The organism is Streptomyces sp. NPDC058758 (assembly GCF_042746075.1).
In the GTDB taxonomy this organism is placed as follows: Bacteria; Actinomycetota; Actinomycetes; order Streptomycetales; family Streptomycetaceae; genus Streptomyces.
Window position 1 is genome coordinate 1 of record NZ_JBHYPS010000078.1, and the last position, 12,302, is coordinate 12,302.

At 74.7% G+C, this 12,302-nt stretch carries 14 protein-coding genes; 12 read left to right on the plus strand and 2 right to left on the minus strand.

Translation table 11 applies throughout. The annotated features are described in order from the left end of the window. The first annotated feature begins 120 nt into the window (after window positions 1-120). The 10 genes from ACFW6A_RS38695 (at window position 121) to ACFW6A_RS38740 (ending at window position 8,041) form a co-directional block, all read left to right on the plus strand. Entirely contained in the window at window positions 121-984 is an 864-nt protein-coding gene (locus tag ACFW6A_RS38695) for a winged helix-turn-helix transcriptional regulator (protein ID WP_386646566.1), read from the plus strand. Window positions 985-1,273: 289 nt separating this feature from the next. Further along, on the plus strand, window positions 1,274-3,358 hold the full coding sequence (locus tag ACFW6A_RS38700; protein ID WP_386646568.1) for a hypothetical protein: 2,085 nt from the start codon (window positions 1,274-1,276) through the stop codon (window positions 3,356-3,358). A 73-nt stretch (window positions 3,359-3,431) separates the two neighbouring features. Beyond that, window positions 3,432-3,797: a VOC family protein gene (locus ACFW6A_RS38705; protein ID WP_351850285.1), complete on the plus strand. Its 366-nt coding sequence runs from the start codon at window positions 3,432-3,434 to the stop codon at window positions 3,795-3,797. Window positions 3,798-3,812: 15 nt separating this feature from the next. After that, window positions 3,813-4,082 carry a DUF1905 domain-containing protein gene (locus tag ACFW6A_RS38710; RefSeq protein WP_351850283.1) on the plus strand — a complete coding sequence of 90 codons (270 nt, stop codon included), beginning with the start codon at window positions 3,813-3,815 and terminating at the stop codon, window positions 4,080-4,082. A gap of 86 nt (window positions 4,083-4,168) precedes the next feature. Next, entirely contained in the window at window positions 4,169-4,708 is a 540-nt protein-coding gene (locus ACFW6A_RS38715) for a hypothetical protein (RefSeq protein ID WP_386646571.1), read from the plus strand. Window positions 4,709-4,822: 114 nt separating this feature from the next. After that, complete coding sequence (locus ACFW6A_RS38720) at window positions 4,823-4,963, plus strand: DUF6892 domain-containing protein (RefSeq protein ID WP_351850279.1); 141 nt, start codon at window positions 4,823-4,825, stop codon at window positions 4,961-4,963. Between the two features lie 324 nt (window positions 4,964-5,287). Next, window positions 5,288-5,479, plus strand: a complete 192-nt coding sequence (locus ACFW6A_RS38725; protein WP_351850278.1) for a hypothetical protein — start codon at window positions 5,288-5,290, stop codon at window positions 5,477-5,479. A gap of 242 nt (window positions 5,480-5,721) precedes the next feature. Then, window positions 5,722-6,270, plus strand: coding sequence for a hypothetical protein (locus tag ACFW6A_RS38730; RefSeq protein WP_351850277.1), 549 nt, complete (start codon window positions 5,722-5,724; stop codon window positions 6,268-6,270). A 272-nt stretch (window positions 6,271-6,542) separates the two neighbouring features. Further along, window positions 6,543-6,992: a hypothetical protein gene (locus ACFW6A_RS38735; RefSeq protein WP_351850275.1), complete on the plus strand. Its 450-nt coding sequence runs from the start codon at window positions 6,543-6,545 to the stop codon at window positions 6,990-6,992. Between the two features lie 98 nt (window positions 6,993-7,090). Then, window positions 7,091-8,041, plus strand: a complete 951-nt coding sequence (locus ACFW6A_RS38740; RefSeq protein WP_351850274.1) for a SigB/SigF/SigG family RNA polymerase sigma factor — start codon at window positions 7,091-7,093, stop codon at window positions 8,039-8,041. Between the two features lie 521 nt (window positions 8,042-8,562). Here ACFW6A_RS38740 and ACFW6A_RS38745 read toward each other — a convergent pair. Next, a complete protein-coding gene (locus tag ACFW6A_RS38745) occupies window positions 8,563-8,961 on the minus strand; it encodes a hypothetical protein (RefSeq protein WP_386646574.1) in 399 nt (132 codons plus the stop codon). A 516-nt stretch (window positions 8,962-9,477) separates the two neighbouring features. On the opposite strand from ACFW6A_RS38745, the gene ACFW6A_RS38750 reads away from it, so the two are divergent. Both ACFW6A_RS38750 and ACFW6A_RS38755 read left to right on the plus strand, forming a co-directional pair. Next, complete coding sequence (locus ACFW6A_RS38750) at window positions 9,478-10,779, plus strand: NAD(P)/FAD-dependent oxidoreductase (protein WP_386646578.1); 1,302 nt, start codon at window positions 9,478-9,480, stop codon at window positions 10,777-10,779. A 189-nt stretch (window positions 10,780-10,968) separates the two neighbouring features. Continuing rightward, window positions 10,969-11,493, plus strand: coding sequence for an AAA family ATPase (locus tag ACFW6A_RS38755; RefSeq protein WP_351850273.1), 525 nt, complete (start codon window positions 10,969-10,971; stop codon window positions 11,491-11,493). Window positions 11,494-11,531: 38 nt separating this feature from the next. On the opposite strand, the gene ACFW6A_RS38760 is transcribed toward ACFW6A_RS38755, so the two are convergent. Beyond that, window positions 11,532-11,981 (minus strand): SSI family serine proteinase inhibitor, encoded by a 450-nt coding sequence (locus tag ACFW6A_RS38760; RefSeq protein ID WP_386646576.1) that lies wholly within the window; start codon window positions 11,979-11,981, stop codon window positions 11,532-11,534. Window positions 11,982-12,302: the final 321 nt, after the last annotated feature.

A 12,302-nucleotide genomic window follows, 5' to 3' on the forward strand; every position in this document is an offset into this window, starting at 1 on the left:
CTCTGGGTGGGGGGGGGGGGGGGGCCCGCGGGGCCCCCCGGGCCGCGCGGGGGGTGCGAGGGGCCCCGGCCCGCCCCCCCCGGGGGGGCCCCCCCCCCCCCCCCCCCCCCCCCCGCGGCGGTGGTCGGCGACTGGTGGAGCCTGCTCCTGATCCGGGAGACCGCGCGCGGACACCATCGCTTCGACGCGCTCCAGGAGGAACTGGGCATCTCCCGGAAGGTGCTCACCGAGCGCCTGGCGCACCTGGTGGAGACGGGGGTCCTGGAGAAGGTCCCGTACCAGGACCGGCCGGTGCGGCACGAGTACCGGCTGACGGAGAGCGGCCGGGGACTGCTGCCGGTGCTGCTGTCCATGCAGGACTGGGCGGACCGCTGGGTCTTCGGCGACGGCTCGCTCAGCGGCACCGCCGACGAGGCGGGCGCGGAGGCGCGGCGCGTCGCGGGCCTGGTGGGCGGGCGACTGCCCCGCCTGGAACTGCCGGCCCACCTCGACGGCGCGCCGGTGGACCCGGTGGCCGGCGGGACGGCCACCGTCCTGTTCTGCTATCCGGCGACGGGGTCCCCGAGCCCCCTGCCGGACGGCTGGGCGGGCATCCCCGGCACCGTCGGCTGCACGCTGGAGAACCGGCTCTTCCGCGACGCGTACGAGGACTTCCGCGCCGCGGGCGCGGAGGTGCGCGGCATCAGCACCCAACGCCCGGACGAACAGCGGGTGTTCGCGGTCGAGGAAGGCCTTCCCTTCACCCTCCTCTCCGACGTCGACCTGCGCCTCGCCGCCGCCCTGCGCCTGCCCACCTTCCGCGCCGGGCAGCTGCTGCGGCTGAAGCGGGCCGTCCTGGTGGTGGACCGGGACCGCGTCGTGCGGCACACCCGCTTTCCCGTGACGGACGTCCCTGCCGCCGTCGAGGAGGCCTTGACGGAGGTCCGCCGTCTGGCGGCGGACCCGGGGCCCCGGCCGGAGGGCCCCCGGGACAGGCTCGCGTGACCGGGCCCCGGCTCTGACGGCGGTTCCGGCGGAGCGCGGCGGGACGGTCCGCCTTCCGTCACAGGCGCGGGAGCGCGGGGACCTCGGCGACGCCGGCGAGGAGGTGGGGTTCTCCGCCGTCCTTCCGCACCCGGCCGGGGCTGTTCGGGCCGGGCGGCGCACTGCCGGGGCTCGTCCGGGGTGCGCCGCCGCCCCTCGGAGCCGGTCTCGTCCCGCCGGCGGCGTGTGGCAGGGTGGCCGGCGGGCGGGCCGCCGTCCCGCAGGCGCCGCACGACGCGAGGAGCAGCACATGACGAAGTCCGGTCCCGGCCCGGTGGAGGGCCGGACCCGGCCGGCGCGTTCGGACCTGGCCGTGGTGTCGGCCTGGTGGCGGGGGCTCGGCGGGGACGGGTTCGTGGTGCTTCCGTCGCCGGACCGCGGCCGGTACACGCAGTCGGACGGCCACGAGGACGCGGCCGAGCTGGTGGCCCGGCGGGGGCTCGCGGCGCCGGTCTCGTTCGCGTACTGGCACTGGCAGTCCCACGGGCGGGCCTTCGACCGGGCCGGCGGGCTGACGGGCGAGCTGCTGCTGCACTGGGGCGGTGACCACGCGGTCGTCGCCGCCGGTCTCGGGGAGGGGCCGGCCGGGTTCCGCGTCGTCGACGGCGGGCCGCGGGGCGCTTTCGTCCTCGACCGGATCACGCGGCGGGACGAGGCGGGCCTCCCCGACCCCGCCGACCGCGACGGCGTGCGGCAGTTCCTCGACGCGCTCGACGCTCCCCTGGACCGGAGCGCCGCCGTCCCGCGCTACCGTCCGCTGGCCCCCGCCGAGTCCGCCTGGCTGCACGAACGACTCGACGGCCCCCTGGACCCCGCCGCCGCCCGCTGCGCGGTGGCGCTGGAGCGGCGGGACGGGCTCACGTCCGAGGAGGCGGAACGGCTGCTGCGCGCCTGGCGGGCCGCGCACCCGGGGCGGCCGGAGAAGTGGACCGGCTGGCGGGAGCTGCTGCGCGCGCTGCTGCGCCACGGGCACGAGGAGGCGTGGGAGACCGTCGCGGCCCTCGGCCCGGCCGCCGCGGACGTCGTGGCGGGGGTGCCGTCCGCGCGGGGCCTCGCGGTCGTCCGGGCGTGGGTGTTCGCGGGCGAGCGCGACGCCGCGCCCGCGTGGCTGGCGCTGCACCGGTCGCTCCACGAGCCGGACGCGGTGCGCGCCGCGGCCGCCCTCGCGGCGGAACTCGCCGCCGGGGACGCGCCGGAGAGCGCGCTGCGCGGGCTGTACACGGGGCTGGTCGGGGCCGTCGTCCGGGACTGGCGGCAGGAGACGGGCGCGGGACCGCTCGCCGGACGGTCCTACGCGGACCTCGCGGCGGTCCGCTTCGCCACCGACGAACGGCTGCCGCGCGCCCTGCGGGTCCTCGCCGCGGCGAGCGCGCGCGAGCGGGTGGAACTCGTACGGGAACGGCTCCTGAGCTCCGACCCTCCCCCGGACGGCGCCGGTGCCACGGCCCTCGTCCCCGACCCGGCCTCCGCACGGGCCGCGCTCGACCGGTACGAGGCCGCCGCGGACGGGCTCCTGTCCGGCACCGGGCCCGACCTCACCGCGTACGAGGGCGCGCTGTGCCGGGTGTGGCACCGCTACCGGACGCTCACCGACGCCGACGTGCGCTGGCTGCGGGAGCGGGTCGCGGACCCGGCCACCGGCCTCCAGGGGCTCGGCTTCTGCCTGGAGCTGCTCCACTCCCACGGGCTGGCGGGCCCGGCGGAGGTCGAGGCGCTGCTGCCGGGCCGGCTGAAGGACCTCGCCAAGAAGTACCGGACGACGTACACCGAGTGGCGTCATCCGCTCGTCACCCTGACCTGTCTCGCCCTCGACCTGGGACATCCCGCCGCGGCCCGGCTGGTCGCCTGGTGGGAGGGTGCCCGGCCGGTGTGGAAGGAGGAGCTGCGGCCGCTCACGCACCTGGGCGCCCCGGACGAGGCGAAGGCGGCCGAACTGTGGGAGGTCGTCGCCTCCGGCGCCCACGACGTGGGCCAGCTGATGACCTGGGTGCTGCTCCGGGCCCGGCTCGACGGGGAGCACCCGCTGGTCGTGGCCGACCGCCTGCTCGGCGCTCCCGGTGTCCGCCGGCACGTCCTGGACCGGGTGCTCGTCGGCGTGGCCGACCCCGCCCAGCCCCTGTGGCACTACGCCGTCGACGGCCGCAGCCGGGGCTGGTGGCGGCGCGCGGTGGAGGTCGCCGAGCATCCCGGCCTCTCCCCCGAGGCACGCGCCGTGGGCCTGCGGACGGCGCGCGGGCACCACCTCGTCCGGTACCCGGACCAGCTGGACCCCGTCCCCACCGAGGCGGAGCGGGCGGCGGCCCTGGAGTGGATCGAGCGGCACGCCGACGACTGAGCCCGGCCGGCGATGAGTTTTCCCGCCCGCCTCCGTCCTACCTGGTGAACGTCCGGACGAACGGAGGCACGGGATGAGCGGCATCACTCGCATCACACAGGTGGCCACGGTGGGGGTACGCGTCACCGACCAGCGGAAGGCGGTGGAGTTCTACGTCGAGAAGCTCGGCTTCGAGGTACGTCGGGACGTGCCGTTCGGGGCCGGGCGCTGGATCGAGGTGGCACCGCCCGGGGCCGCCACCACCGTGGCGCTCGTGCCCGAAGGAGCCCCGACCGGCATCCGCCTCACCACCCGGGACGCCGGGGCCGACCACGCCGACCTGCGCGCGCGGGGCGTCGACGCGGACCCGGAGGTCGTACGGATGGGTCCCGGGGTCCCGCCGATGTTCACCGTGCGCGACCCGGACGGCAACGGCCTCATCCTCGTCGAAAGCTCCTGAAAGGGTGTGTCCGTCATGGACGAGCAGTTCACCGCGATCCTGCGGAAGAGTCCGGCCAAGGGCGGCTGGACGTACGTCGTGTGGCCGGAGTCGGCCGAGTTCTTCGGCACCCGCGGCCTGGTGAAGGTCCGGGGCACGGTCGACGGCCATCCGTTCCACAGTTCCTTCATGCCCCTGGGCGACGGCACCCACAAGCTCCCGGTGAAGGCGGAGGTGCGCAAGGCGATCGGCAAGACCGAAGGGGATGCCGTGACGGTCCGCCTGCGGGAGCGCCTGGACACCTAGCGGAGCCGTTTCCCTGACGCGACGGCCACCGGCACTTCATGGAAACTTTGGTTTACATCGATCGTTTCGGAAACTATGGTTGTCGCATGACGGCTATCGAGATCACCCCGGAAGAGCAGGCGGAACTCGACAGGGCCCTGTACGACGCCCTGACCCCCCTGGCCTCGGCCATTCGTTCCCGGGAGAGCGGGCTGCCCGCCGACCGCATGTGGGACGCGAGCCCCGTCGACGTGGCGCTGTCCGTCCTGGCCGCGTGGAAGGTGGTGGACGGCCAGGTCAAGCGGCTCACGGAGCGGGCGGCGGTGACCGCCGGCTCCTACGGCGCGAGTTACGAGCAGCTGGGGGCCGTCTGGGGCATCACCCGTCAGGGCGCCCGCAAGAAGTGGCCCGAGGCCGTGGGCCGCCCGGCATCCACGGCGGCGAGCGGAAGGACGCTCGCGCTGTTCGGGGGCACCGCCGAGCTGGTGCGGTCACCCTCGGGCGAGTGGAGCTGGACCGGCAGGGGCGCCGACGGAGCGTCCGGCACTGCCGCCGAGGGGGCCCGCTACGCGACCGCGGAAGAAGCGGCGGCCCACGCGGGCGCGTTCCTCAAGGAGCACGCCCGCGACGCCGAGGGGCGCTCCTAGCTTTCCGGGCGCTCTCGCCGGGCGCGCGGGAGTGCCCGGCCTGTCGCCCTTGCGGGAGACGAGGACAACGGCCGCATCGGCGGCGCTGTCGGAGCCGCGTGATAGATCTGCCGCATGGCCGCGTTCAAGGATTTCCACTTCAAGCTCGTCGCGATCGACGTGCTCGTGCACCGGCGAGGCCTCCTCGCACCCGCCTTCGACCTCGACGCCCGCGTGCGGGAGGCCTTCGCGGCCCGCTGCGTCGAGGCGAGCTGAGGGATGACCGTGGGGACGACCGGGGGACGAGGAGAAGGCATGCGGTGCGCGTACTGCCGGCGCGAGGTCATGTGCCGGCAGCCGACGCTGGGCGGCCCGCCTTGCCAGGGGCAGATCCACGTGCACAGCCACGAGGAGGCGTGTTTCCCCGAGCAGGGGGCGGCGAGCCCGCGCGCCCGGCCACCCGGTGGGTGCGGCTGCAGGCCCCGGGAGCTGAAGGTACCCACGACCACTCCGCCACCCCCTCCCCCTCGGCCGAGGGCAGGTACGGAACAACTGGCCGAGACCGGCAAGGCGTTCCTCGGCCTCGCGCCGGACGCGGGGGTGAACGTCGTCGAGCTGGCGGGCGGCGCGGGCGTGTGCGTCGTCCAGGGCGGGCGCGGCGGCGGCAAGGTGTACGTCGCACCGGACCGGACCGTCCTGTTCGTCCCGTCCGCCATGGACTTCGACACCGGGCTCGCGGCCTTCCTCGGCGGCGCGCGCACCCCCGCGGGAGGAGGCGCCGACAAGGCCTGAAGTTCCCGGGCGGGCCCCCGATCCGAGAGTCGCACCACCCTCCGCCGGAGTGCGCTCGAACCCGCCTGCGGCATGTCCCACCTGCGGATACTTCAGCCGCGGAACCGAGCGGGTCCAGCGCCGCGGACAATAATTGAACGCATTCAAAACCTATGGCAGGCTGACCCCGAGCACGCGAGGCCGCCACCACGGAAGGCGACCCCCGGGCGCGCGGCCGACATTCCCGAACAGGCGGGCAGGACATGCGCCCAGCGGACAGGACCCAGGGGCAAAGGGACCACCACGACAACCCCCCGCCGACGCCGGGCGGCAGGTCGCGCCGCGCGTTCGGCGGGGCCGGGCCGTGGGCCGCGGTTCTCGGCTGCCTGGTTCTCGCGTGCACCGCGTGCGCCGGAGCCGGTGGCGAAGCCGCCGCGATCCAGCAGGCCGAACTCGTCGGGGACTGGGGCAACGCCGACGGCGCACGCGTCCACGTGTCGGCCGACCACGACTTCTCGGCGAGCGGAATCAACCATGCCGTGCCCGACTACGAGTGCTCGACGACCATGACCGGCACCTGGAGGTTCTGGGTGCAGGACGGCTCCCCGTCGGACTTCACGGCCTCCGACCCCGCGACCGAAGGGGAGTCGTTCCTCGTGTCGAGGCCGGCCGAGAGCGCGACCGACCGGTGCAGCTTCCAGGGCCGGGTCCAGCGCGACGACGAGGGCTTCAGCATCTGTCTCGTCCTGGACCTCGACCAGTCCTGCACCACGGACGAGCTCCTCCGCAAGGAGTCGGCGCGGCCCCGGTGAGCAGGACGGGCGGAGCTCGCCCGGAGGAGGCCGACCCCGCTTCGCCGGGCCCGCACGGGGGGCGGCCCGCGTGGGGTGCGGGCCGCGTGGGGGCGCGAGCGGCATGGGGCCGTTACACGAAGCGCCTTTCACGTAAATATTGACGCATATGTGATTAAATCGGACACTCTATGCATAGGCCCTTCCATCCTGGAGGAGGAGGCATGACTCGACAACCTGTACCTTTCACGCCCGCCTCCCTCCGGCGCCTGACCGCGGACGCCCCGGCACGGGTGCGGAGCGGGCCGGCCGACGCGGGGACCGTTCTCCGCCTCGGCGGCGACACCTCCGCGAGCCCGACCGCGGAGCCCTCCGGCGCGAAAGACCCCGCGAACGACGAGCTGCTCCGCCGGGCCCGCCGGGTCCTCTCCGAAGCCGGTTACGAGCCCGGCACCGGGCTGACGGCGACCGTCGACGGCCCCGACATCCTGGTCACCTGGCATCCCGACTCGCTCGTCCGGCCCCTCCTCGCGGCCCACTCCGCGGACCCCGAAGCCCACAGGGCGGCCGAGGTGCCGGGACTCCACGCCGCGATCGAGACGGCGCTCATGACGGTGTTCCAGAAGGCAGGCTTCTCCCCGCTCCTCCAGCCCGGGGGAACGCTGCGCCTCTCGCCGCTCCCCGGAAAGACCGTCCGCACCGGCCCGCCGCCGTCACGGCGCGCGCCGCAGGCCCCGCACTGAGCGGACGCGCGGGGAGGACGTCCGCCCGATTGCGGCACCGCCCCTCCCCTTCCGGGCCGACCCCCGTCCATCGGATCCGCCGAAGGAGGCTCATCGCCATGGGCCGATCAGCACGCCCCGTCCCCGACCGACGCCCCCGCACCGGGGCCGCCGTACGGCGACAGGCCCTGGGCGGCATCCAGGAGCCAGAGGACCCGACCGCCGCCTCCACGGGCGAGGCCCGCACCCTGTCCGTGTCGCTCTTCGCACGCCTGCGGGACCTGGACGAGGGGACGGCGGAGCACGCGTACGTCCGCAACACGCTGGTCGAGCTGAACCTCAGCCTGGTGAAGTTCGCCGCGCGGCGCTTCCGGGCCCGCCCCGAACCGACCGAGGACATCCTCCAGGTGGGCACCATCGGGCTGATCAAGGCGATCGACCGCTTCGACCCCGATCGCGGCGTCGACTTCTCCAGCTTCGCGCTGCCCACCGTGGTCGGGGAGATGAAACGTTTCTTCCGCGACACCGGCTGGGCCGTCCACGTGCCCCGCCGCATGCAGGAACTCCGCGTCGAGATGGCCAAGGTCTCCGACGCCCTCGAACAGGACACGGGCCACCGGCCGAGCCGGTCGGAGCTGGCCGACCGGCTCCACCTCACGGAAGCCGAGGTCTGCGAGGCGGAGCTCGCCGCCTGCGCGTACACCGCGCGCTCGCTCGACGCTCCCGTGGGCGACGACGACGGCGCCGAGGCCCCACGGGGCACCGACGGCCACCGCACCGCCGTCACCGAACCCGCCTACGAACTCATCGACGACCTGACGTCCCTCGGACCGCTGATCGACCGCCTCGCCCCCCGCGAGCGGGAGATCCTCTCCCTCCGCTTCGGCCAGGACCTCACCCAGGCAGAGATCGGCCGCCGCGTCGGCCTCTCCCAGATGCACGTCTCCCGCATCCTCACCCACGTCCTCGGCGAACTCCGCGCCGGCCTGCTGGCCGACGACCCGGCGGACGGGGACGGCCCCGCTCCACCGCGTGGGCGTCAGGCGCGGATGCCCACGCAGGACGCGTAGGCGTGCGTAGGCGTAGGCGTGGTAGTCGGAGTCGAGGTCGGTGATGACGTCGTCCCGGATCTCGTCGACGGTGGCGGCGTCCTGGCGGGCCCAGGCATCGACGAGGTCGCGCCGGGAGGTGACCGGCGAGGCGATGCCGGAGGAGTGGACGATGCGGTCGAGTTCCAGGATGAGGGCTTCGCCGCCCTTCACGCCGCGGGCGTCGCACTCGCCGAAGCTGCCCCAGCGGGCCCACAGGCCCGGGGATCCGGTCATCGCTTGCCTCCGAGGACGTAGGCCTTCTTCGCCTCGACCTCGTCGAGGTCGAGGCCTTCGGTGAAGAAGGAGCGCCAGTCGCCGATGACGTGGAGTTCGTCGGTGCCGGACATCTCCACGACCGTCAGCCCGGCGTCGCGCGCCTTGTCCGCCTTCCTCCACAGGTTCGTGGCGGAGCGCGGGCTCCGCGACCCACAGCTCTCCCGGCTCGACGCGGTTGCCGAGGGGGTTGGGCAGGTCGGGGTGGTCCCGGTCGGCGGGGGTGATCAGGTGGACGCCGGAGCTTTTCGGGTCGTGGGCGCCGCTGTGTCCTCGCGGCGCTGCCCGATGGGCAGCCGGCACTTCAGGGCGCTCAGGCAGGCGGTTTTCATGTCGAGGGCGGTGACCTCGAACGGGGTCCCCTTCTCGGCCGCAGCGAAGACGGCGGGGTTGCGCCACTTGGGGCGGCCCTCCCCGATCTTGCCCGCACCCTTCCGGGACTTCTTCCGCAGGATCTCGGCGGTGGGCGGGACGTCGGAGTGCTCGTAACGGCCGCTCGCGCGGGGCGCCTTGAGCAGCACCATGAGGTCCGGGATCGCCGCCTTGATGAGGGCGGCCTGTACGGCGTCGACGTCCTCGCCGTGCTCGGCGAGGACATCGCGGACGCGGTCGGCGATCTGCTCCACGAGGAGGGCGGAGACGTACGCGGGGGGGGCAGTGCGCCGCGCCGGGGGCGCGGCCGAAGGGGCTTCCGGCGGGGCGGGCGTCGCCGGGGAGGGCCCGGACGCGTCCGCAGGCGGGGGCGGTTCCTCGGCGGCCACCGCGGCGGCACACCCTTCCGCGCTCAAGTGCTGGGGGAAGCCGTCGACTTCCTCGACGGCCTCCTGCCCGCACAGGACACAGGACACCAAGAACGGCCCGGAGTCTCCGACGCCGGAACCGGCGCCGCCTCCGGCGCGGGACGACCGGGCATGGCAGGGCGCGAACGGAAGCAGGCGGCGCACGCGGGGGCACGTTACGTCGTCCAAGTGGCACCGCGCCGGAAGGCCGAGGCCGAGGTCGAGGCCGAGGTCGAGGCCGAGGTCGAGGCCGAGGTCGAGGTCGAGGTCGGCGATGGTGACCTGCGTCACCTCATGTCACAGCCGCCGGTGGCGCGGTGTCTTGAGGACGAACGCATCGAGGCACAGGCACAGGAGGAAGCCATGTCCGACAGCACCGTCCCGAAGCACCGCGTCGTCGTCCTCGGCGCCGGATACGCGGGGGCCTACGTGGCCGGCACCCTGGCCCGCCGGTTGTCCCCGGAGGACGCGGAGATCACCGTCGTCAACGCCGAGCCGGACTTCGTCCAGCGGCTGCGGCTGCACCAGCTCGCGGCCGGCCAGGACATCGACGCTCCCCGGCTCACCGAGGTCTTCACCGGAACCGGGATCCGGCTGCGGCTGGCCCGGGTCACCGCCGTCGATCCCGAGCGCCGGGTCGTCGAGGTGGCCGACGCCCGTGGCGACGGCGGGGCCGACGGCGGCCGGATCGGGTACGACACGCTCGTCTACGCGCTCGGCAGCCACGGCGCCGACCACGGCGTCCCGGGCGCGGCCGAGCACGCCTTCGACGTCGCCGGGCGGCCCTCCGCACTGCGGCTGCGCGCGCGTCTGGACGCCCTGGAGGAGCGGGACGGGGGCGGGCGGGTGTACGTCGTCGGCGACGGGCTGACCGGAATCGAGACCGCCACCGAGATCGCCGAGTCCCGGCCCGGCCTGTCGGTGACGCTGATCGCGCGGGGCGCGCTCGGCGCCCCGCTCTCGGCCGGAGCCCGCGACCACCTGCGCCGGGCCTGTGACCGGCTGGGCGTCGCCGTCCTGGAGGACACCGAGGTCGTGGCCGTCGAAGCGACACGGGTGCGGTGCGCGGACGGCACCGTCCTGCCGTCCGACGCGACCGTGTGGACGGCAGGGTTCGCGGTCTCCCCCATCGCCTCCGCCGCCGGGCTGGAGGTCGCGGACGACGGACGCATCGTCGTCGACCGCACCATGCGCTCCGTCTCGCACCCGAGCGTCTACGCCGTCGGCGACAGCGTCCTCGCCGTCGGGGACAACGGTCTTCCCCTGCCGATGTCCTGCGCCTCGGCCGGCTTCACCGGCCGGCAGGCCACGACCGCGATCGTAGCACGCCTGACCGGCCGCGAGGTCACGCACACCGGGCTGCAGTACGTCGGCAACCACATCAGCCTCGGGCGGCGCGACGGGATCCTGCAGCCGGTCGACCACGGGGCGCGGGCCCGCTCGAAGTACGTGGGCGGGCGGAGCGCCGCACGGTTCAAGGCGGGCATCCTCCGGATGGCGCTGTGGAGCACCTCCCACCCGACCTTCGGCGTGCCTCAGTTCAAGCACCGCCTGGCCGCCGCTCCCGGACCGACCGCCGCGACGACGACTCCCCCGACGCCGGGGGCGCGGACCGCGACCGGGAGCCTCCGGTCCGCCGCCCCCGCCGGGAACGAGACAGGCTGACGACGGACGTCACGCGCTCCCCGGCGGCCGGAGCCTCGACCGGACCGGCCGCCTCCTCGGACCCGCCCGTTCCGCACCGCGCGTGAAGCGCACCGGCGTCCCCGGGCCGTGACCGGCGTGTCCGCGCGCCTCGGCACCGGGCCCGCCGTGCCTGTTCCTCCGGGCCGCGTGACGCTAGCGTCGAGTCCCATGATCGTATGGCTCAACGGCACCCACGGCGCGGGCAAGACGACGACCGGCGCGCTCGTACAGCGGCTGATCCCGGACTCGCGGGTGTTCGACGCCGAGAAGGTCGGCGAGACGCTCATGGACATCACGCCGGGGCTGCCCGCCACGGACAACTTCCAGCACTGGCCGCCGTGGCGGCCCCTCGTGGTCGAGACCGCCCGACGCGTGCTCGACTACACCGGCGGCACCCTGGTGGTGCCCATGACCGTCCTGGTCGAGCCGTACTGGCGCGAGATCAGCTCGGGTCTCGCCCGGTACGCCGTCCCGGTCCGGCACTTCGTCCTCCACGCCGACCAGGACACCCTCCGCAGGCGCATCGCGGGCGACACCGTCCTCGGCCCCGACTCACCGTTCCGCCTCCGCCACCTCGAACCCTACGCAGAGGCCGCCCGCACGTGGCTGCACGCCGAGGCCGAGGTCGTCGACACCACGCACCTCACCCCCGCCCAGGCCGCCCTCCGGATCGCGGAGGCCGTCAAGGAGTGAGGAGCGCGGCCGGAGCCGGAGCCGGCAGGTCGCTGTCGTCACCGGCTTCGCTGTTCTCGACGTGCGCCCTGGAAGTCGAAGATCTCGCCGGTGGCGAGCGTGAGGTGGCAGTCGGACTCGTACGTGTGCGCCCAGTGGGTCGCGCGGCCGCGGTAGCCGCCGTGGGCGGTCGCGACGACCTCGACGGCTTCGTCGGAGCAGAGGGCCGCGTCGCGACCGGGCAGGGCGTCGAAGTCCCCGTCGGCGGCGGCGAGATCGGCGCACGCGGACGTGCGGTGCGGGTGACCGTCTCCTTCCCGACCCGGGCAGTCGAGCCGGACGGTGTCGGTGACGGAGTCTCCGGCGGCGGTGGTCCGGGTGACGGTCAGCCAGAGGTACCCATCGGCGGTCGGTGACGATTCGGCGGAGGCAGAGGCGGAGGCGGAGGCCGTGCTGGCCAGGGCGAGGACCGCGAGCGCGGCAGCGGCGAGGGCGGGGGTGGTCTTCATGACCGGACCAACGTCTCCGGACGGCCCCGGGTGACGAGGACGCCCCCCGACGGAGGAACCGCTCCGGCAGGGCCAGGGCGTGCCCCTCCCCCGGGCCCGCGCCACCCAGCGCGGACGGGGCACCCGCACCAGAGGCAGGGAGGAGAGGAGAAAGGAAGGGAAGAAAGGTCAGGGCCGGGGGGTCTTGTGGCCGTGGACGGCGGTGTACTCCGCCGCCAGCCAGGGGGCTAGGGCGTTTCCTTCGGATCATCTGATCGTTGGTTGATGTGTGTCGCTGACTGACGCCCAGTGGGCGAGGATCGAGCCGTTGCTGCCGGACCG